Below are 21,746 nucleotides of genomic sequence, written 5' to 3' on the forward strand. Positions count from 1 at the left end.
ATGGCAACTATTTTATTAGTAGATGATGAAGCAAGGATGCTGGATTTACTAGAACTTTATCTGCTGCCAAACGGATTTACATGTATAAAATTTGAAAAAGGCACAGAAGCGCTGCGCTATCTTTATGAAGGTAACAAAGCAGATTTGATGTTATTAGATATTATGATGCCAAGCGAAGATGGGTGGGAGATTTGTCAAAAAGTAAGAAAAATGTCTGATCTACCGGTCATTATGCTCACAGCCCGCAGCCAAACGTTAGATGTAGTAAAAGGATTAAATATAGGGGCAGACGACTATATTACCAAACCGTTTAGCGAAGAAGAATTGGTTGCACGCATCGGTGCGGTTCTTAGACGTTCGTTAAAGGAAAAACATGAAATCACCTACAAAGGGTTAGTATGGAGCAAGGAAAATCACGTATTACAATATAAAGATCAGCAGATTCAAGTAACGCCTAAAGAGTTTGAATTGGTGGGGTTACTTCTTCAGCATTTAAATCGTGTGTTCAGCCGAGACGACTTGCTTGTGTTAGTGTGGGGATATGAGGCGGAGATTGGAGACCGTACTATTGACTCTCATGTGCGAAATGTTCGGGATAAGCTTAGAAAAGCGGGCTTTCCCGTAGACGAATACTTGCAAACCGTATGGGGAATAGGCTATAAGTGGGTTGATGTTAGTTGAAAATGATATGAGCATAGCTACTGAAATTGGTGAAAAGATAAAGTAAGCAGAAGCCAGCTTTTCGCTTTACATAGGGTAGGGGGGTATAGTATCATGAAGTTATGAAAGGAGGATGTTAGATGGTCGAAGCGAATCACATGAATAGTGAAGAAAAATGTTGTACGATAAATAGTGAAAGAAAAAGTCACCATTCTCCAGAAGTGAAAAAAAACCTAACAAGCCGATTAAATCGAATTGAAGGACAAATTCGAGGAATTAAAGGATTAATTGAAAAAGATACGTATTGTGACGACGTAATTACTCAAATCGCAGCTGCGCAGTCTGCTTTGAATAGTGTAAGTAAAATTTTGCTTGAAGGTCACTTGAAGCATTGCATTGTAGAACGTGTGCAAGCTGGTGATGAAGAAGTAGTGGATGAATTATTAACAACCATTAAACGATTAATGAAATAAAGGAGATGCTAGAAATGGAAAACGTAACATTATCAGTACAAGGAATGTCTTGCGGTCATTGTGTCAAAGCTGTTGAAGGCGGCGTAGGCGAACTTAATGGCGTTAAAAGCGTAGAAGTAAGCTTAGAAGATGCAAAAGTAACGGTTGCATTTGATCCAAGTCAAGTAACGGTCGAAGATATTAAAGAAGCTATTGATGACCAAGGTTATGACGTAGCATAAACAGCATCGCGTGCGAACCTTCGCACGCTTGATTTAGGAGAAATATATACCCCTTATAGGTATATAACAGGAGGCGAAATGCGGTGAGTGATAAACAAAAAGAAGCCACCTTGCAAGTTACGGGTATGACATGCGCAGCGTGTTCTAACCGGATTGAAAAAGGGTTAAAAAAAATAGAAGGTGTAAAAGAAGCAAACGTGAATTTGGCTTTGGAAAGATCTACTATCATATTTGATCCGTCTAAAACAAGTCCACAGGCCTTTGAAGAAAAAATCGAAAAGCTTGGGTACGGAGTTGTAAGTGAAAAAGCCGAATTTGCTATTACGGGCATGACGTGCGCCGCTTGTTCGACTCGTATTGAAAAAGGGTTAAACAAATTAGAAGGCGTGACAAAGGCAAGTGTTAACCTTGCTTTAGAAACGGCTTCTGTTGAATACAGCCCTTCTCAAATAGATCCGCAAGACATAACGCAGCGAGTTGAAAAGCTTGGATACGGAGCCAAGCTAAAGTCAGAAGAAAAAGAAGAAGAGCAAAGCTACAGAGAAAAAGAAGTGAGTAAACAAAAAGGAAAGTTTTGGTTTTCATTTATTTTAAGCGTACCGTTATTATGGGCAATGGTTAGTCATTTTACGTTTACGTCGTTTATTCCTTTGCCTCATATGCTGATGAATCCATGGGTTCAGCTCGCCTTAGCTACGCCTGTTCAATTCGTCGTAGGGAAGCAATTTTATATAGGCGCATTTAAAGCTCTTCGTAACAAAAGTGCCAACATGGATGTTTTAGTAGCACTAGGTACAAGCGCAGCTTATTTCTATAGTTTATACTCTTCTCTTAAATCGCTTGGCTCATCTGCTCATACTACTCAGCTTTACTATGAAACGAGTGCTATATTAATTACGCTGATTCTTTTAGGGAAATTATTTGAAGCCAATGCCAAAGGCCGTTCTTCAGAAGCAATTAAAAAGATGATGGGTTTACAAGCTAAAACGGCCGTTGTAGTAAGAGACGGAGCGGAAATTGAAATTCCAGTGGAAGAAGTGCAAAAAGACGAAGTTATTTTTATTAAACCCGGTGAAAAAGTACCTGTAGACGGAGAGATTATTGAAGGACAATCGGCTTTAGATGAGTCCATGCTGACAGGGGAAAGCGTACCGGTAGATAAAAGCATTGGAGATAAAGTAATTGGAGCCACACTCAATAAAAATGGTTTTCTAAAAATAAAAGCTACAAACGTTGGAAAAGAGACGGCGCTTGCGCAAATTATTAAAGTAGTAGAAGAAGCGCAGGGGTCTAAAGCCCCTATTCAGAGATTAGCTGATTATATTTCAGGTATATTCGTGCCAATTGTGGTTGGAATTGCTCTTCTTACGTTCTTTGTCTGGTACATTTGGATTGTGCCTGGCGAATTTGCACCGGCTTTAGAAAAGCTTATCGCCGTATTAGTGATCGCATGTCCATGCGCATTAGGTTTAGCTACTCCAACTTCCATTATGGCGGGGTCGGGCCGCGCAGCAGAATTTGGTATTTTGTTTAAAGGCGGCGAGCATTTAGAAGCGACGCATAAAATCGATACGATTCTTTTAGATAAAACGGGAACTGTTACAAATGGAACGCCTGAGCTAACCGATGTACGTATTGCACAGGGCTACGAAGAAAATGAGCTATTACAGTTAGTTGCATCAGCTGAGCGTTTATCGGAGCACCCTCTAGCTCAAGCACTCGTAGCAGGTATAAAAAATAAAGGTATAGAAATTCAAGATCCGTTATCTTTTGAAGCGATTCCAGGGCATGGAGTAAGGGCAACTGTACAAGAACGAGAGCTGTTAGTAGGAACAAGAAAGCTTATGAACCAACATAAAGTGAATATTGATGCAGCTTTAGAAGAAATGACAAATTTAGAACGAGAAGGAAAAACGGCCATGCTCGTTGCTCTTGACGGAAAATATGCCGGCATGCTTGCTGTTGCAGACACTATTAAAGAGACTTCTAAAGAAGCAGTTTCTAGGTTAAAAGAGATGGGCTTAGAAGTGATGATGATTACCGGAGATAATCGTCAAACAGCTCAGGCTATTGCGATGCAAGCGGGTATTGAGCACGTTATAGCAGAAGTGTTGCCAGAAGGCAAAGCAGAAGAAGTGAAAAAGCTTCAGCAGCAAGGTAAAAAAGTCGCAATGGTAGGAGACGGTATTAACGATGCTCCTGCACTTGCGTTAGCTGATATTGGAATGGCCATCGGAACAGGAACGGATGTAGCGATGGAAGCCGCTGATATTACGCTGATGCGAGGAGACTTGATGAGCATTGCAGATGCGATTGAAATGAGTAGAAAAACGATTTCTAATATCAAGCAAAATCTATTCTGGGCGGTGGGTTATAACACGCTCGGTATTCCAATTGCAGCAGTTGGGCTGTTAGCTCCTTGGGTTGCTGGTGCCGCGATGGCTTTTAGTTCCGTATCGGTTGTATTAAATGCACTGCGATTGCAGAGAGTGAGGCTATAAGGTATGAAAAAGTGGATCATCTCAGCTATTTTGTACGTGCTTGCCGTTATAGCAGTATATGCTGTGTGGGAAATATAAACTAAAAAATATTGGAGTCATCGAGCCACTCTCCGTGAAAGTGATCCAAAAGCAAAGCTGCTAAAGAATATTCTTTAGCAGCTTTGTCAGGTGCAAGGAATTCTTTTGATTCAATTCATATCCTTTAAGATGAAGGTCTTCTGGATGCTTTTGCTGAGCAATTAACACATCACGTCCATCATCCATAATCCAAATGAAATAATGACGGCTAGAACCATCTCCATAGGTAATGGTCATTTTGCAATCGATGCTCCCAGCAGACTCTTCATCTAAGAGAAGTTTCATGCGCTCAGCCTTTTTTATACTATTGGTGAATGTATTCATATCTTGTTCATCGATAAACGTTTTGAGTGTTTTCATTTTAATGGACGTTACTTCTATCTTTTGTACGCTAGGTGAGAGCGTGGAGTGTGCGGAAGCAAAGGGGGCTCCCATCACCAAGCTAACTACAAGTAAGAGTGAGGATAGAGCAAAGCGTATTTTTAGCATGTTTCTTTCCTCCTTTTATTTTTATACTTTTTCCTAGTGGTAAGTGTTTCATACGAAGGCCTTTTTTAGGCACAGGAAATTTTCGTACCTAATTACCTTCATCTTCACAAAATCTGCACAAAGTCTGGCTACAATAAAGAAAAGAAGAAGAGTATGCAAAGATAAGTTGTTTCTAAGGATTAAAGGATTTTTATTTTAAAATTTATTAGGTGGAAAAGAGGGACTGTCATGAAAAAACAGCTATTTATTCTTGGTGCATCTGTCATTATTGGACTAAGCGGATGCGGAAACGATTCTAGTCATGAAAAACCTTCAGCTGACAAAAATGAATCCATGCACGATCACTCAGAGATGAATCACTCTAGTTCAGGAGAGGTTCCAAAAGGATTAAAGCAAGCTGAAAATCCAACATATAAAGTTGGAGATAAAGCCGTTATGAAAGCAGATCATATGAAAGGCATGAACGGGGCTGAAGCAACGATTGTTGGTGCTTACGATACTACGGCCTATACCGTTTCGTATACGCCAAAGACTGGCGGGGAAAAAGTAAAAAATCATAAGTGGGTTATTCAAGAAGAAATAAAAGATGCGGGTAACGAGCAGTTAAAGCCAGGCAGCGAAGTGACGCTTGAAGCAGATCATATGAAAGGTATGAAAGGGGCAAAAGCAACGATTGATTCAGCCGAAAAAACAACGGTATATATGGTAGACTACACGCCGACTACAGGCGGAGAGAAAGTGAAAAATCATAAGTGGGTAACGGAAGATGAGCTTTCAGCAAAATAGACTGTTAGCGAGAAAAAAGGCTGGACAAAAGTATTTTTGGTGAAAGAAGATCCGAACGATGAATCAAGATTCTTGATTGAGAATCTCGATTCATCGTTCGGATTTTTTATGGGTAGGGTGAGCTTAGGTTTTATGTAGTGTCTTCTAGCTGTGGTATTAAGTAGAATGCTACGGTAATAAAACGAACAAACTACTGATGAAAGGAGCTAGCTATGAGTGAACATACAGTAAAGCGAACAGGACGCACACGATGGTTCATTTCATCTTTGTTGAGCAGTATGATTATTTTAAACTATTTTGATCGTGTAGCGGTGTCAGTGGCCGCTCCTGCAATACAAGATGCATTTCACTTAACGGGAACAGAGCTTGGAATTGTCTTTTCTATTTATACGTATTCTTATACGATCATGCAAATACCTGCGGGAAGCTTGCTTGATCGGTTCGGAGTAGCATGGGTGACAAGAGTCGGTATGGTGATTTGGAGTTTATTAACGATGTCGATGGCTTTTTTGCAAGGAAAACTTCTTCTCTATATTGTCCGATTTTTAATAGGAATAATGAGTGCTTCTGCATTTCCGGCAGCATCAAAAGCTACGTCGCTATGGTTTCCTCCAAATGAAAGAAGCTTACCAAATTCTTTGTTTGATTCAGCAGCCAAATTTTCGAATGTACTTGGCGCGCCTCTTGTAGCGTTTCTCATCACCAAATTTGATTGGCGCACAGCATTTTTATCTATTGGAATTATAAACGTGCTGTTTACGCTGCTGTTTTGGTTTTATTACGAAAAGCCAGAAAAGCATAGACGCATATCAGATGATGAGCTGAAGTATATTCAAGAAAATAATTTAAATGCAAACGATGAGCAAACATCAAAATTTTTACATACCTTGAAAGTATTATTTACGAATCGAAAAGTTTGGGGGCTAATGATTGGGTTTACAGGCTATGGATATACGTTTAATTTACTGTTAACGTGGCTGCCAACTTTTTTAAAAGAAAAATACGGTATGGATATCATGTCATCGGGCCTGCTTACGGCAGTACCTTGGCTAATTGCTACATTTGCTGGCATTTTAGTAGGCGGGTGGCTTGTTGATTACCTCATAAAAAAAGGTTATGACAGTCAAAAAGTATATCGCACCATCATTGTTATAGGATTATGCTTAGGGTTTGTTTTTTTAGGCTCTATTTTCACTAATAGTGTCGTCTTAGCGATGATTTGTATCTCGATTGGACTGGCAGGTATATCTGCAACCGCACCAATCGGCTGGTCTATTTCTGCAGAAATTGCACCTGCAGGCTCTATTTCCCTTCTTAGTTCTATTGTTAATTTAGCTAATAATTTGTTTGGAGGAATTATAGCTACAGCTTTAACAGGGTACATTTTAGATAAAACAGGTTCTTTTAACCTAAGCTTTATGGTAGCGGGAATTGTATTGTTGCTAGGCTTAATTTTTTATATTTATGTGCTAGGAGATATTAAACAAATTAAAATTCCAAAAAATTAACGTACGAAGTAAAACCCCATGACTCGTTATGGGGTTTTACTTTTGATTATAAATAACGACCTTGCTTGTGCGTTTAGCGATGTGAGAAACGCTATTAAGAAGGGAAATAAGGTAAATTTGTTTGTTTAAAACATATGATAGAGACTTATTTTAAAACAGAATTGTTAGTATAGCATGTTCTTAAAAAGGTTAAGATGGTTTTTATGAAGAAACCTTGTGTCTAGTTTTGTGATTTCAGCAGAAGTAGATACGAACCGCACTATAAAAAAATAGAAAGGCAGAGGAACATGAATCATAAAGAAAGTGAAAGCAATACTGAGTTAAATCAAAGTCATTTGTTAAAGGAGCCTCAGCGCATAGAATTATCTAAGTACCAAATTTTAAAGGCACTAATACCTGTTATTATACTTGGGCTTGTCGTTTTAGTGGCCGTATTACAAAATGATGGTCTTCTTAATTGGATTTAGGCATGTAAAAGGAGTTTATAACGTACAACAGACGTCGCAATCAGTAGAAATAATGGATTGCAACTTAGGCATGCAATAAAAAAACTGCATAGAGTGTAATTCAAATCGCTTGGATACAGTAGAGGGAAAGAGGGAGATATATGCCAAGAGTAACCGTTTTAGGATACGGTAGTTTTGAAGTGGCAAAAGGAAAAAAGCTTGTCTTGGCACTCGAAGACAAAGGTATAAATATTCTTCATCGGTGCGGTGGGAAAGCTAAATGCACGACTTGCAGGGTAGAAGTGCTCGAAGGTGAATATTGTGATTTAACACACGCGGAGAAAAACGCATACTCAGAAAGTTCAATTGAAGATCATTTGCGCTTATCATGCCAAATTCGTGTAAATGAAGATGTCACCGTTCGGCCAATACTAACGGTAGAAAGCTCAGGACGAGAAGCAGGACCTCGACCCGCAGAGTAGTCATGTAATTGCAAAAAGCAGCGTGTGGAATGTTTACATGCTGCTTTTTGTATGTTTACTAAAAAAATAACAAGAACAGCTACGGGGAGTAGCAGCTGTTCTTGTTCAAGTAAAATACCTACGGAATGATTCCTTTAAATTTTAGCATTCTGTAAAGCGGGCAGTAAATCACTCAAAAGAGTGATTATAAAGGCTTTTTTCGAACGGTTATCTGCAAATAGATTTAATTGGATTCTTCAATCACATCACCACTTTTGTAAATATGATACCAGCCTATGGTACCTGATCCCCCTTGATCCATCCAGTCTTTATTTTTTGCTACGAATCTATAGTAAGCTTTATCGTTGTTATCTTTCCGTAAGCGGTCGTCTGTACTGAAGACAATGTTGTCACCGAGTTCTTTTTTACCGAATGCAATAGCCGTGCTGACAGGAAATTGCTTTCTTTCTACCTTGTTCTCATCTAAAGCTGCCCATGTTAAGGGGCCAACAATACCATCTGGAGACAAGCGGTGATCGGTTTGAAATTCTTTTACTACATTTTGCGTTCGCGTACCGAAAATGCCATCAACTGATGTGTTATACTTCAAATCCTTTAAACTTTGCTGTAAGTCTCTTACGTAGCTAGAGTGGGAACCTTTACGAAGCGTAGGCCTCGTTTCTGCTTTAGCTTCAATTTTTTGTGAGTAGGCATCTTCAGCAGCTGCTTCAGTAGTTGGAGTGCTGAATGCTACGCATGTTGTTGCAAGCGTAAGAGTAGAAAGCATGACAAGTGTTTTTTTCGTTAACATGAAATAACCTCCTTGTTTTTAGCAACTATTTGTCGCTTTTCATGAGCTTTATAACTAATTAGTAGCTATAAAGTCAACTTATTATAGCGCAGCCAGTTTTCTATTTGTTTTTATATTCCTATGATTATATAAGATAGTCATAAAAAACTAGTGAAGTAGATAAATCGTTCTATGTTTTCACTATAATTTCATTTTTCTCTGATACAGTACGGAAGGGAAAAAACAGCAGGTTTAAGCGTCTTGTGTACCTGGAGTATGTCTTGCTCTATAACGCTCATAATAAACGAATGAAAAGACTGCAAAGGGAATTTGGATCTCTTTGCAGTCTCTTCATGTTCAAAAGCTCTGCGTTCAACTGATAACCAGAAAGGAAAGTATTTATGTCTACTTTGTATGCTCAGCACATAAGGAACCTTTTTTCGAAAATAAAGTCCAATAAATCATCACGGAAACAAATTTTTCTCTACATATTAGGGATTTGCTGTTTGTGTATAGCGCTCATTGTAACAAACCACAATTATTCTCTTTATAAAAAACCAATAGCTGAGGTAGTGAAGACGAATGTTGTAGAAAAAAACAAATCTGCTGATTTAAATCATAACAAAGATACCCTATACTCTCAGGAAATTGTTGCTAAAATAATGAACGGAAAATATAAAGGAAGGCTTATCCATTTAGAGAATACGTACTCATATTCACGTGCTTATGATCAAAAGTATACTGTCGGAACAGATCTTTTTGTCTCCTTAGAAAAGAATTCACAGCATGCTCTAAATGGAACGATTGAAGGAGTGAAGCGGGACAAGCAGGTTACCGCTGTCGCTGGTTTATTTATATTAATTTTGCTGGCTATTGGAAGAAAACAAGGTTTTTATTCAATCATTAGCTTATTTATTAATATTGTTCTTTTAATAGGGGCCCTCAATGTATATTTAGCACTAGGAAATGTGAGCTTGCTAGCTGTATGTATGGTAGCTCTCGTTCTTTTTACGGTTATTTCTTTGTTATTAGTAAGCGGTAATAAAGAAAAAACGCATGTAGCGATTATTTCAACTTTAATAGGTACATTTGTTTCTCTTTTAATCGCGTATGGTGTCATGCAACTGACAGATTCTAATGGCCTTCATTATGAAGGAATGGAGTTTGTAACGATTCCTCCTCAAAAAATATTTATGAGTGAGGTATTAATAGGATCTTTAGGAGCTGTTATGGATGTAGCGATTACGATTACTTCTTCTGTCTATGAACTATATGAAAAAAATAAAGAGATTGCGCGCAAAGATTTACTGAAATCAGGCAAAGAAATTGGCGGAGACATCATGGGAGCTATGACGAATATTTTATTTTTTTCATATATAAGCGGAACAATCCCAATGGTTCTTCTTTATTTAAAGAATGGCTCTCCTCTAGGATATACGTTTTCGATGAATTTCTCCTTGGAGTTAATCCGTGCTCTTACTGGCAGCGTTGGCATTGTTTTAACGATTCCCATTACACTCTATCTTTCGATTCTTTTTATTTTTAGAAAGGGGAACAGAAAGTGAACGTTTTACTATTGCTTGCTCTTATTTTATTTATTCTAATGAGTATTGTGGGCGGAAAAAAAGGAATCCGGTCTTTCCTTGCGCTGTTCTTGAATTTTGGCGTTATTTTTCTCACCATTCTCTTTATGCTGTCTATAAAAAATACGATTGTTGTTACGTTAATCGCTTGTACAATCATTAGCTGCATTAATTTATTTTATATTAATAAATTCAATCGTAAAACGCTTGCTGCGTTTGTTTCAACGATTATTACCTTAGCTGTTTTAGTACTCTTTATTTTTATTATTGAACATCATGCAATGATTCAAGGATTTGGAGAAGAACAGGAAGAAGAAATTAACGCTTTTTCACTTTATGTTGGAATTGACTTTGCTAAAATAGCCATTTGTACAATTATTATGGGTGCCATAGGAGCGATCATTGATATTTCGCTATCTATTTCGTCTTCTATGAATGAATTATTTGTTCATGATCCGTCCGTAACTAAAAAGAATCTCTTCAATTCTGGTTTGAAAATCGGAAGAGATATTTTGGGCACCACAACCAATACACTGTATTTTGCCTTTGTAGGCGGATATTTGACGTTAATTATCTGGTTTAAGAGATTGTCGTATTCGTTTGGAGACATTATCAATTCAAAAACCTTTTGTGCAGAAGTCATTTCTATTTTAAGCGGAGGCATTGGTGTAGCCATTATTATTCCGATTACCTCTTGGATTAGTGCCTCTATATTCTTACAAAAAAGAGAAAAAGGGAAGCAGTACAAGGAAATAAAGTAGAGAAGCGTATGGACAAATAAAAACAGAAAGTCATAAGAAACTGCCCCTCCAATGGTTAACCATTGGAGGGGCAGTTCAAATTAACCTCGGCCTATTTGTGGGATTTTGAGAGGAAACTAGGTGGAGGATGGGAGTTGTAATAGCATTAAGGATTACAATCTGTTTTTCTTACTGATAGATAATACGAAAAGGCCAAGAAGCAGAATTTACAGGAGAAGCAGCTTTTACAAGGACCGTCTCACCATTAGCTGGAAGCAGATTCTTAAAAGCATAAATTCTACGTTCACCTCTTGGAGATCCACGTCCTCGAGAGGTCTTTTGAGGTATAATATTTCGTTCATTTTTTGGGTCAAGTATCCAGTGTACGTACCAAATCTGACGTAAAAATTGTCTATTTGTACTTTGTGGACGTTCATCAAATATACAGTGATTCACTTGGCCTGTCCAATATAGATATCGCCCGTTTCCTATATGCCATTCATCTTCTGACCGATATCTGATTCCTACACATTCACCGGGATAGATAATATCAGGGATGTTGTAATGACTTTCTCTTTGACAGCTAGGGTCACTATATTGTGTATAAGGTGTGACTTCTACCTTTTCCAATTGATTTTTTCTAAAATACAAATATTGCTGCGTGACTTGCCCTGTCGTTCGATTTACGGCTCGGTGACTTAGAAGAATACCATTATAGGTCTGTAACTTTGTGTTATCGATGCTTTTTGTAACCGTTAAGGTACCGGCATTTGAGCTTATGACGCCGCCTACTAATCTTCCATTATGAACACAGTACCCGTTTCTGCATGATGCACCGGCATTAGCTCGATATAGAACTCCTACGCATGTCCCACTAGTAATTAGAGTCAATTATATTCACCTCACATTTCAACGTTGTTTATAGAAATAGCTTTCGAAAGTACTCTTCGTTTGAAGTGATTTCTATAGATCATCCGGGCCATATCGATAGGAAGGCTGTGTTTGAATAAAATAGCCATTTCGTACTTGAGCTATCCAGTTTTGAAATATTTCTCTCCATTCAACACGGTTAAAAAACTCATCAAGCGGCTTTGAAGAATCCCATTCAATGATAAAGAACGGAACTACTGATGGATTCCATACGCCTATACTATTGACACCTGCTTCTTTGATAAGAAGTAAAGGCAGGCCTCGTTGGTAACCCATGCTTGGCTCTATTTGTAAAAATGGAGCACCTTCCCATGATGGTGGCGGAGGTGTACCGCCGGGAATATTCGTCATGGTATAATTGGCGAAGACTTGCTGCATATTCACCGCAATCAATCCATAGCTAGAGAGGATCATTCGGCGAACGCTTGTAATCGTTTTATTAGGATATTGCTCCGTATCAGGCAGTGTACGAGGGAAAAGAAGAGCACGTTCAATTTCATCAATTAAACGATTAAGAAATCTTGTTTGAGTAGCATTAAGCATAGAAGGGTGGCTAAGGAATACAGGAATTTTATAAGCTCTGTCGGCTGTATTTTTTAAAGGGATTTTAGGGGCAGCAGAGGGGGATACTTTATCGTCTCTAAGAGAGTAAGGCTTGTCTACATAATATTTACCATCTTGCGGATTATAATAGGAATAATGTTTTTTAATCGTAATCATCCTTTCTTATTTTTCTCTATATTTTATTCAGATAGACAAAATAAGTATGTATGTTTGTCCAAGGACATTAGGAGCATTTTTACGAGAAAACATATCTATATTATCGTATGTTAGATTTGACTTAAATTAGTAGGGGAAAATAATTCCTTAAATCCAATCCTTAAACAACTACTAAATCACTCTTAGTTCACTAAAAAATTGTAAATCAGTTAAAAATCAATTATAGTAATGAAGCATTAATACATAAGCCCATTTATACATCAGCTGAAAGGGAGTAGGAGGTGTTCATTAATGAGTACAAAATCTATAGATAGTATTGAAAAGGCAGCTCAAATCTTAAAATTATTGGGAGATAAAACAAGGCTTTCGATGGTGAAATTAATAGAGAACAATGAATGTTGTGTGTGTGAGTTCGTGGATATCTATCAAGCTAGCCAACCTTCAATTAGTCAGCATTTGCGAAAATTAAGAGATGCTGAGCTTGTGAAGGAAAGAAGAAAAGGGCAATGGGTTTTTTATTCTCTTAATAAAGAAAGCCGGTACTATGAGTTTGTTCTAGGTATACTTGAATCTGTACCAAGTCAGGACGAACGTTTAAAAGAGCTAGAAAAACAAGGACTGCGTATTAGTTGTTGTGAATAATTGGAGGTTTAAAAAGTGGCATCAGTTGTACTAGCATCATTGATTTTTTTAGTAACACTAATTTTTGTCATTTGGCAGCCGAAGAATTTGTCAATCGGCTGGTCGGCTTGCGGGGGAGCTATCCTTGCTTTACTGGCAGGCGTTGTTGATTTTCAAGACGTTCTTGAGGTAACCAGCATTGTGTGGAATGCGACTCTTACGTTTATTGCTATTATTATTATTTCTTTAATTTTAGATGAAATTGGTTTCTTTGAATGGGCAGCGCTTCATATGGCTAGAGCTGCAGGAGGGAACGGCGTGCGTATGTTTGTCTACGTATCTCTTCTTGGAGCCGTTGTAGCAGCGCTATTTGCTAATGACGGAGCAGCTTTGATTTTAACACCCATTGTTTTAGCCATGGTTCGGGCATTAAAGTTCGACGACAAAATGGTTTTTCCGTTTATCATCGCAAGTGGATTTATTGCGGATACAACTTCACTGCCGCTTGTTGTTAGTAACTTAGTGAATATCGTATCAGCGGACTTCTTTGGCATTAGCTTTTCTGAATTTGCATCACGCATGATTGTTCCAGATTTAGTTTCTCTGTTTGCAAGTATTATGGTCTTGTATCTGTATTTCCGCAAAAGAATTCCTAAGAAATACAATGTAGCAGATTTGCAGAAGCCAGTGGATGCCATCAAAGATGAAAAGATGTTCCGGCTATCTGGAATTGTCTTAGTTTTGCTAGTGCTAGGCTATTTAATTGGAGAATTCTTTAGCGTCCCCGTTTCGATCATCGCAGGTATTATTGCTATTCTGTTTTTGATGATGGCAAAAAAAAGCCGAGCGGTTCATACAAAAAAAGTGCTAAAGGGAGCTCCATGGGCGATTGTCTTTTTTTCTATCGGCATGTATGTCGTTGTATACGGCTTGCGTAATGCTGGTTTAACAGAAATTCTGGCTGATGTGATCCAAGCAACGGCTAGTCATGGACTGTTTGCGGCAACAATTGGCATGGGATTCACTGCCGCTATTCTTTCATCAATTATGAACAATATGCCAACCGTTATGATTGATGCACTAGCAATCGATGCAACACACGCAGCTGGCACAATCAAGGAAGCGCTCGTTTATGCAAACGTCATTGGATCGGATTTAGGTCCGAAAATTACCCCGATTGGTTCTTTAGCAACGCTTTTATGGCTTCATGTTCTGTCAACAAAAGGCGTGAAAATTTCCTGGGGAACGTATCTTAAAACGGGTATTATTTTAACGATTCCGACATTGTTTATTACGCTTGTTGGTTTGTATATTTGGTTGCTGATTATTTCATAACGCGTACTAAAGGAGATTTGTTTTAGTCGATAGGATGATAATCGCTGTTATCCGAAAATTTCAGATGTGTATCGAAGCTGTAGAAAATAATCTACAGCTTTTTTATTGAAAAAGTATAACGGACACTGACACACTTTTAAGATGGGATATGTATTTCTCATTGAAACTACTTTTCTCCCCATTCATACTCCAACAGCTCTTTCTATGATAAAATAATAAAACTGACTAAGTTTCACATGGAAATTTGAAATGTAAGGTGATTAAATACATGAAGTTAATTATTGCAGAAAAGCCGGATCAAGGATCGACGCTCGCTTCACAGTTCAAGCCGAAGCGTCACGACGGCTATTTAGAGATTCCACCGAATGAAGTGTTTACAGACGGAGCATATGTAACGTGGGCAGTGGGGCATTTATGTCAGCTTGTGAGCCCGGAAGATTATAAGCCGGAGTGGAAAAAGTGGTCAATTGACACGCTGCCGATGATTCCAGACCGTTTTCAATATGAAGTGACGCGCTCAAAAGAAAAGCAGTTTCAAGTGGTAAAAAAATTGCTTAAAAAGCCGACGGTCACAGAAATTATACATGCGGGAGATGCGGGACGCGAAGGAGAATTAATCGTCCGCAATATCATTCAGCTGTCAGGTGTGCATAAGCCGATGAAACGATTGTGGATTTCTTCGTTAACGCCAAAAGCCATTTATGATGGGTTTCAACAGTTAAAAGACGAAAGCGACACGCGCAACCTTTATTATTATGCGTACGATATTGGGTTTATAGTTCAATATGTGATTTTTTTGCTCAAGAAACCTTTACATATAAGGATTTTTGGGTTATTTTATTTGCCCAAATAATAAGTAGTGTGGTAAAAATAAAAAATTTGGAAAATTATTTATAATCTGATTTAATAGAAAGGACAATAGTAAATAACCTCTGAAAATATAATCTGCTTTGAGAATAAGGGTGGGAGCTGAAGAAAAGTGAGAAAACTAATTAATTATAGATTTAAGGTAAAGGAGACCGAAGTTTTAGAAGATTATAATGGAATGCTTAAACCTAGCCGAGTAATTACAATTGTAATAGAAGATGAAAATACAGGTATCGAGATACCACATCCTTTAACAGATTTTATTAAACTTTACTTTGAAAACAACGGGGTAAGTTTAAATACTCAAAAAGCTCCAGCACGTGTAATGTGTAACTTTTTGAATTTTATATATACACAAATTGATGAAGGAAATAGTGATTTTATAAACCTTCGCTATGAGGGGATTAAAGGAATAAATCTCATTCATGGTAGTAAATATTTATCTTATTTGACGGCAAAAAATTTGAAGAGAAAAACAGTAAAGTATCATGATTTCTATCTAACTAAATTTTATAAGTTTTTAAAAGATCAGTCTTTACTTAAGGAAAGCATAGAGATAAAAGAGTTAAATAACAATTATGGTAGAGAAACAACGGAATCAATATTTAATAAAGCCTCTTTAGGCACAGTATATCCATCTAGAAGGAAAAGTGGTACTCATAACTACAAAATAAAAGATTTTGGAGAAAATCGATACCTTCTAGTCTCGGAGTTCTTGGAAGAAGTTAAACAAATAGCTCCTGAAATTGCATTTGGGGTAGCTTTGCAGTTCTTTGGAGGATTACGTAGAGGAGAAGTAGTTAACCTTTCAAGAGCAGACTTAAAAGTTAAATATCGACAATCCTTACATGTGCATATAAGGGATAATAGGGAATTGTTATTTTCTAGGTTAAGGGATACAAGTAAAGAATACGCTAAAAGATTAAATTACTTAGGGTTACATTTAACACAACAAGTAATTTTGGACAATGATTTTTTGTGGGACCTATATGATAATCATATGAAGGATTTAGATATTAAAATAAGGGATCGACGAATTAAGACTTCTGCCTTAATCTTTTATGATAGAGATGGCTACCCTATGTCCGGGACAGTATATGAGAGGAGGTTTAATAAAGTAAAGAGAGTCTTCCTAAATAAATTAAAAAATACAAAGGGACGTTATGAAGACTATGAACATTTAAGTTCAGGTAGTTGGGGGACTCATATCGGTAGAGGTATCTTTACAAATTTTCTAATTGATATGAACCTAAGTTTATTACAAATAGCTATTGCTCGAGGTGATAGGAATGTCGACTCGGCCTTAGCGTACATTGATGAAAAAATGACAAAAAAAACACTAAGACATGTAATAGATGAACTTCATAAAACCGAGGATGAACGATTGGGGAATATTGAAAGAACAATAATTAATAATCGATGGAAAGGAGAGGGGATGAGTGGGAGATCACGTTATCGATATTAGGGAGATTGAAGATAATTTTTATGAATTAGCTGAAGCAGTTAAGGTTTTAACAGCTCATAGGGCTGTAGTTACAAAACCACGTAGGTACAAAGAAAATATACTTAACTTAGCAAAAGAAGCACAGTTTAAAGTAATTGTATTTCAGGAACAATATTATTTTTATAAACAAGATATAGACGTTTTTTTGGAGGAACACATATCCTACTGTAAAGCTACTGAAATGTTAAAGACGTCTGATTCTTCATTTTACTATTTAATTAAAAGTCATAATATTAAGAAGTACCAATTGAGTCATAAACATAAATTTTATGCACGTAAAGAGTTAATTCCACTAATTGAACAAGTTAATCAAAGGGTACTAATAGATTCAAAAAAAAATAATGAAAAAAGTCTTAGGTTTAATACCGAAGGTTACTATCCTACACCAGAAGCTCAAAAAAAATTGAATTTGTATTTAAAACAATGGGACAAATTACGAGAAGAATATAATTTAAAAGAAGTAAGGTTCGGGGGAAGGTCTTTTTACTCTAAAAAAGAAATAGACGGACTCATTAAAAAACAGATTGAAGATAAAGATAAATACTATTGTCTAGAAGATTTAGAAAAACTATTAAATTTAAATAAAGAAACCATTACAAAAAGGTTTAAAGGTTTTAAAAGAAACGTGCCTTCTTATCTTCGAAATCGATTTCCACGTTCATTCTGCCTTTTTGTAAAAAGTGAAGTAGAACCAATGATAAATGAACACTGTCAGAGTGAAGTATTTGCAACCTTGACTGACCCATTGGATATGTTCAATTACAAATATAATTTGTATTTTCGAGATGTTGAATTTAATTATAATTCAAATACTGTAAACTTATGGTTAGAGTTCGCTAAGAATAACTTAATTAATGCGAGGGGAAGTTCACCAAAGTATATCTCTGATGCAGTTAATAATTATATCCAATGCACTAAGCACGTATACAAGTTCACCTCTACGAAAGAGATTTATGAATTTACTTCAAACGAAATTAATTTTAATCTCTTGCACACTTCTATTCCTAGGCTTCAAAGACTCCACATGCATAAATTTATATGTAAAATTTATGATTTCTACTTATCAAACTATAATAAAAAAATCTTTAAATTGGAAAGAATAATTAGACCTAAAAACCTTAGCACACAAGTTTTAAAAAAAGAGATATATTCCTTTGATGAATATAAAACACTTTTTGATTTTTGCAATCAAACCATCTTTCACAAAACAAAAGCAATTGAGGACGTCAAATCTTTATTTCTAGATAAAGAGTATTTCAATTACGATTCTTCTTGGCTCTATAACATAATTCATTTAAATAATGCTTGGAGACATAGTGATGTAGTCAAATTTCCACGAATAGAATTTGAAGGCACCAAAATAGAGGGGCTTGAATGGTTAGAAAATCACGATATAAATTTTGAAGATGCTCAAAAAATAGTTAGACAAGTTATGAGAAAAGATTTAAAAGTCTCCAAAACTAATGCTACAAACAACTTTTTCTGTTCACAGGATTTGTGTATTTCGTTCGCTACGGCTGCGGTTATATGTGAACTTAGAACACGTAGGGTAGCTCCTCTTAGTGATTTTATAATTGATTTTGGAGTCAGAAATAATAATTTTTCTCAGAAATCTAAAACTCTATTTTATAAATGTTTACCTATTAAATTTAAATTTCAAAGTTTAAAAATGAATAGATCACTTCTATCCTACACATATTCACTTCTAGTTCAGAAAGGGAAATATAACGCTGCTTTAGAAGTAGCACAAAGGTTAAGAGCACATTATGATTACGAAACAACCAATATTTATATAGTCATACCAGATGAAGAGCTGGACTATCTAACCAAACAATTATTTAGCAGAGAACATTTTGGCTTTATACCAAATTTATTAGCAGAAGTTTTATTTGGGGAGAGTAATGTTAATGAAAAGAAACAGCGTACTTCAGAAATAATCAAATTAAAAGAAATATTTGGTGGAGTTTACGGGATTGAACATTTAGCAGCATTTTTAAATAAAGTCCAGACAGAGCGCAAAACTGTAGCAGAAATAATTCTAGCTTCAAGCTTTGAGGAGGTTCAAGAATTATTATTTAATATTTATGCTAATTTACTTCCTAGTAAACAAGAGAATTATCAGTGCCTTTACGGTAGATGTGTTCGACCTAATTTGAAATGTTCAGATAATTGCTCCTTTGCAATACCAAATTTTTATGCGATTGCTTCATTGGCAAAGGACGTAGAAGAACGATTAGATGCCTTTATAGACTCTTTTTATAAAACGACTTTAGAGGCTGAAAAAATTAAAATGGTTAATCGCCTATTGACTGCTTTAAACTGCTGGGGAGAAGCTATTAAAAAATTTGGTAAAGAAGAGGTATATAAGTTTTTGAACAGAGACGAACTAAAGGAGAAGTTACAATTGATTAATGTAGAAGAGATTAGTAATTATATAGCGCATCCATAGGGGGTCCTAGATGAATGAATTAAGGGAAGAAGAGTTTCTTTCAATTTCTGAAGAAAAATTTTCAAGGGAAGAAAGCTTTAGAAATGTTTTGAGGATACTAGAGAGATTTGAAGAACAGTTTATTGCTCATTTTGATGATAATATATGGATTTTTGTAGGTTGGGCAAAGTATAGAAAGATATTTGATTTTAATAAACTTAAACATTATACAGCACTTGAGTACGCCTTAGGAGAAAGCTTAATTGTGACGGTAAAATGCTGGGTGGGAGAGATGCTGCAAGATTTCTCTCTAAGTACAGTAAAATCTAATTATAGTCTTTTATTAGAGGGGTTAGAAAAGACACAAGGGTTTAAAAAAGACAATGTAGATTCTTTTATTGATTATCTAACTAAAGACTCAAGAGATAATACAACAAAGGCCTCTCTAATAAGATCTCTGCTAAATTTCTTTGACTATAGCGATATTGAGTATGGAGAATATTATATAAAACCTTTGATTACCTATAGAAGTAAACTACCTTATATTAAAAAATCAATTTCTTTGCCGCCTTCAAAAGATGTTTTAACTCTCTCTTGGTGTATTGAAAATTACTTTGCAGAACTTTTAAAACAGGAATTAAGTGAAAAAAATTTAGCTATGAGAATCTTATATTATCCTATATTAATATGGTGGAAGTTAAGCAATGTAATTCCTTTACGGGCTGGGGAATTTTGCTGCATTAGTAGAAACTGCTTGTTTAAAAATAATAAAGGGAAACCTTATATCAAATTACCTAGACAGAAGCTTCCACATAACAGCACTGCAGTAGTGGATAAAATAGAAATTAGCGACGATTTATATACTTTAATTTTTAATTATATAAGTATGACAGAAGGTTTCGGTAAAACCCAAGTTCTTTTTTCTTATAGAGCAATCATATGGGCAGATAGTCAAAATAGAATAAATAGAAAATATGATATAAATACGTTTACAAAACAGACTTTAGCAGTGCTGATTAAAAGGTTTTATAAGGATATTGTCAAAAAGAAATATGGGTTAAATATAGAAAAAGAAAATCAAGTTAAACCCAATCAAACTAGACACTTTGCAATTATCTCTTTAGTTATGCAAGGCATCTCTCCAGTAGAAATTGCGAGATTAGCTAACCATAAAACTGTTTCAATGCAATATCATTATGCTCATCATATTGAACATTGGATTGATTGTGAAGTCTTTAATCTAATGAATAAATTTAAGTTTATATCCCAGGCAACTCCATTCTTTATTAATCAAGACAATAACAGTAAAAAAGAGGTGAATATATTACAACATATTCCTGATGAAATTAGGTTGAAAGCATTCCAACCCCCCACTTCTGATGGATGTTATAAACCATTACAGGATATAGGATATTGCTCTGATCAATTACAAAGGTGTGAAACGGATCAGTGTATATTCTGTAGCCATTGGAGAATTGAGCCCCATGAATTAATAGAAAATAACAACGTAATAAAAGAGAAAATAAAAGAAAGAAAGCGTAATATTGGAGAGCTTGCAAATTTCATAGAACAAATACATGAACAAATCTTTGCTGATGAACTATATTCTCAAAATCCATTATCTTTTAACCAACTTCAGACTGCTTCCAATCAAATTAAAGAAGAAATTAATCAAATAGCTGAGTTGAAAATTTTAGAAGGAGTGGGATACCGTGTCTAGAAGGGCTAAATTAAATGAAGAACAAGTGAAAGAGATTATCTATCTTTTTAAAACTAAGAAAAATGTAGCTGGACTGATAAGCTACAGAGATATTTATCTTTTTAATAAAGAGCTTGTTAAAAATAAAGAATTTCCAGTTGCAATGGGTGAAGATTTTTGGCGAAAAAAAGGAAGACTAGGTAGGGAATATATAGACGAAGCAAACAAAGTTTTGTCTAATCAATTAATTACTCTGGAGGAAAAAGAAATAACAATCCCGAATGTAACAGATTTGACCCATAAGTATTATAGCAATAAGGAAAAATTGATTAGTTATTTAATTCCACTAGAGCGTCAACTGTACAGTAGTATGGAGAAAGAATTACACTTGAAGAAAAAAGTCACGGATATGAAAATGGATGTAGAAAATAAAAAAGAGAAAATAAAAGAACTTGAAAATAAAGTAATAACTTTACAAGATACACTTTTTAAAATGCTTCGTTACAGTAACGATAAAGATACACCCATTAAGGATCAATTAAGTACGGGAGTAGACAAAACAAAAAGAGTGAAAAAAGCCATGGAGGAAATCTTTGATACACCTATAGATTTCTATACTTGGTATGAAGATAAAAAGATTGAGGAGTTGAATATAGCTAATCAAAGAATAGTTAGTATCAAAGAAAGGAAAACGCTAGGAGATAAATATGATAAGTTTATATAAATTATTAATACAAAGCCCCCCTAAAAGAGGCTTCTCTATTAGGGGGGCTTTGTGTTGTAGTAATTAACATAAGAACATTATCGTATGTGTTTTATGGTTATAAGAAACTATTTGAAAATCTATTTCTACGCTACAATAAGTTAAATAGCACAATTTAATAGATATAAATGTTAAAATAAAGA

Annotated in this window: 19 protein-coding genes and 1 pseudogene; 16 read left to right on the plus strand and 4 right to left on the minus strand. The window is 35.8% G+C overall.

The features are described from left to right. The 4 genes from ACH0CI_RS15715 (at position 1) to ACH0CI_RS15730 (ending at position 3,855) form a co-directional block, all read left to right on the plus strand. Positions 1–681 carry a response regulator transcription factor gene (locus ACH0CI_RS15715; RefSeq protein ID WP_047751141.1) on the plus strand — a complete coding sequence of 227 codons (681 nt, stop codon included), beginning with the start codon at positions 1–3 and terminating at the stop codon, positions 679–681. Positions 682–800: 119 nt separating this feature from the next. Continuing rightward, positions 801–1,133 carry a metal-sensitive transcriptional regulator gene (locus tag ACH0CI_RS15720; RefSeq protein WP_014460516.1) on the plus strand — a complete coding sequence of 111 codons (333 nt, stop codon included), beginning with the start codon at positions 801–803 and terminating at the stop codon, positions 1,131–1,133. Positions 1,134–1,147: 14 nt separating this feature from the next. Then, a complete protein-coding gene (gene copZ / locus ACH0CI_RS15725; RefSeq protein WP_013082796.1) occupies positions 1,148–1,354 on the plus strand; it encodes a copper chaperone CopZ in 207 nt (68 codons plus the stop codon). 83 nt (positions 1,355–1,437) lie between these two features. After that, complete coding sequence (locus tag ACH0CI_RS15730) at positions 1,438–3,855, plus strand: heavy metal translocating P-type ATPase (RefSeq protein WP_406901835.1); 2,418 nt, start codon at positions 1,438–1,440, stop codon at positions 3,853–3,855. A 138-nt stretch (positions 3,856–3,993) separates the two neighbouring features. On the opposite strand, the gene ACH0CI_RS15735 is transcribed toward ACH0CI_RS15730, so the two are convergent. Continuing rightward, entirely contained in the window at positions 3,994–4,422 is a 429-nt protein-coding gene (locus ACH0CI_RS15735) for a YhfM domain-containing protein (RefSeq protein ID WP_406901837.1), read from the minus strand. Between the two features lie 228 nt (positions 4,423–4,650). Between ACH0CI_RS15735 and ACH0CI_RS15740 the strand changes: the two genes are divergently transcribed. From ACH0CI_RS15740 to ACH0CI_RS15750, 3 genes are all read left to right on the plus strand, one after another. Next, positions 4,651–5,208 (plus strand): YdhK family protein, encoded by a 558-nt coding sequence (locus tag ACH0CI_RS15740; RefSeq protein ID WP_047751138.1) that lies wholly within the window; start codon positions 4,651–4,653, stop codon positions 5,206–5,208. 212 nt (positions 5,209–5,420) lie between these two features. Beyond that, the gene (locus ACH0CI_RS15745) at positions 5,421–6,716 is read left to right on the plus strand and encodes an MFS transporter (RefSeq protein ID WP_335708162.1); all 1,296 of its coding nucleotides are present in this window, start codon (positions 5,421–5,423) and stop codon (positions 6,714–6,716) included. A 607-nt stretch (positions 6,717–7,323) separates the two neighbouring features. Next, complete coding sequence (locus tag ACH0CI_RS15750; protein WP_406901838.1) at positions 7,324–7,644, plus strand: 2Fe-2S iron-sulfur cluster-binding protein; 321 nt, start codon at positions 7,324–7,326, stop codon at positions 7,642–7,644. A 223-nt stretch (positions 7,645–7,867) separates the two neighbouring features. On the opposite strand, the gene ACH0CI_RS15755 is transcribed toward ACH0CI_RS15750, so the two are convergent. After that, on the minus strand, positions 7,868–8,434 hold the full coding sequence (locus ACH0CI_RS15755; protein ID WP_406901840.1) for a peptidoglycan-binding domain-containing protein: 567 nt from the start codon (positions 8,432–8,434) through the stop codon (positions 7,868–7,870). A 551-nt stretch (positions 8,435–8,985) separates the two neighbouring features. Between ACH0CI_RS15755 and ACH0CI_RS15760 the strand changes: the two genes are divergently transcribed. Both ACH0CI_RS15760 and ACH0CI_RS15765 read left to right on the plus strand, forming a co-directional pair. Further along, positions 8,986–9,978, plus strand: coding sequence for a YibE/F family protein (locus ACH0CI_RS15760; RefSeq protein WP_406901842.1), 993 nt, complete (start codon positions 8,986–8,988; stop codon positions 9,976–9,978). Beyond that, complete coding sequence (locus tag ACH0CI_RS15765; protein WP_165635869.1) at positions 9,975–10,757, plus strand: YibE/F family protein; 783 nt, start codon at positions 9,975–9,977, stop codon at positions 10,755–10,757. The genes ACH0CI_RS15760 and ACH0CI_RS15765 overlap by 4 nt, the downstream gene beginning before the upstream one ends. Before the next feature lie 168 nt (positions 10,758–10,925). Here ACH0CI_RS15765 and ACH0CI_RS15770 read toward each other — a convergent pair whose 3' ends face one another. Next, the gene (locus ACH0CI_RS15770; RefSeq protein ID WP_406901844.1) at positions 10,926–11,627 is read right to left on the minus strand and encodes a hypothetical protein; all 702 of its coding nucleotides are present in this window, start codon (positions 11,625–11,627) and stop codon (positions 10,926–10,928) included. A gap of 72 nt (positions 11,628–11,699) precedes the next feature. Next, complete coding sequence (locus tag ACH0CI_RS15775) at positions 11,700–12,386, minus strand: hypothetical protein (RefSeq protein ID WP_223260162.1); 687 nt, start codon at positions 12,384–12,386, stop codon at positions 11,700–11,702. A 291-nt stretch (positions 12,387–12,677) separates the two neighbouring features. Between ACH0CI_RS15775 and ACH0CI_RS15780 the strand changes: the two genes are divergently transcribed. The 7 genes and pseudogenes from ACH0CI_RS15780 (at position 12,678) to ACH0CI_RS15810 (ending at position 21,564) form a co-directional block, all read left to right on the plus strand. Then, a complete protein-coding gene (locus ACH0CI_RS15780; protein ID WP_033578743.1) occupies positions 12,678–13,028 on the plus strand; it encodes an ArsR/SmtB family transcription factor in 351 nt (116 codons plus the stop codon). A gap of 15 nt (positions 13,029–13,043) precedes the next feature. After that, complete coding sequence (locus tag ACH0CI_RS15785) at positions 13,044–14,342, plus strand: arsenical efflux pump membrane protein ArsB (RefSeq protein ID WP_033578744.1); 1,299 nt, start codon at positions 13,044–13,046, stop codon at positions 14,340–14,342. Between the two features lie 268 nt (positions 14,343–14,610). Continuing rightward, positions 14,611–15,105: pseudogene (locus ACH0CI_RS15790) on the plus strand (toprim domain-containing protein); the annotation flags it as partial. Positions 15,106–15,321: 216 nt separating this feature from the next. Then, positions 15,322–16,674 carry a site-specific integrase gene (locus ACH0CI_RS15795; protein WP_406901846.1) on the plus strand — a complete coding sequence of 451 codons (1,353 nt, stop codon included), beginning with the start codon at positions 15,322–15,324 and terminating at the stop codon, positions 16,672–16,674. Next, complete coding sequence (locus tag ACH0CI_RS15800) at positions 16,649–19,162, plus strand: hypothetical protein (protein WP_406901848.1); 2,514 nt, start codon at positions 16,649–16,651, stop codon at positions 19,160–19,162. Before ACH0CI_RS15795 ends, ACH0CI_RS15800 begins: the two co-directional genes overlap by 26 nt. Before the next feature lie 10 nt (positions 19,163–19,172). Continuing rightward, a complete protein-coding gene (locus ACH0CI_RS15805) occupies positions 19,173–20,861 on the plus strand; it encodes a site-specific integrase (protein WP_406901850.1) in 1,689 nt (562 codons plus the stop codon). Then, positions 20,854–21,564 (plus strand): hypothetical protein, encoded by a 711-nt coding sequence (locus tag ACH0CI_RS15810; RefSeq protein ID WP_406901852.1) that lies wholly within the window; start codon positions 20,854–20,856, stop codon positions 21,562–21,564. Before ACH0CI_RS15805 ends, ACH0CI_RS15810 begins: the two co-directional genes overlap by 8 nt. Positions 21,565–21,746: the final 182 nt, after the last annotated feature.

This window comes from Priestia sp. 179-F W1.4 NHS (assembly GCF_045369295.1).
In the GTDB taxonomy this organism is placed as follows: domain Bacteria; phylum Bacillota; class Bacilli; order Bacillales; family Bacillaceae_H; genus Priestia; species Priestia zanthoxyli.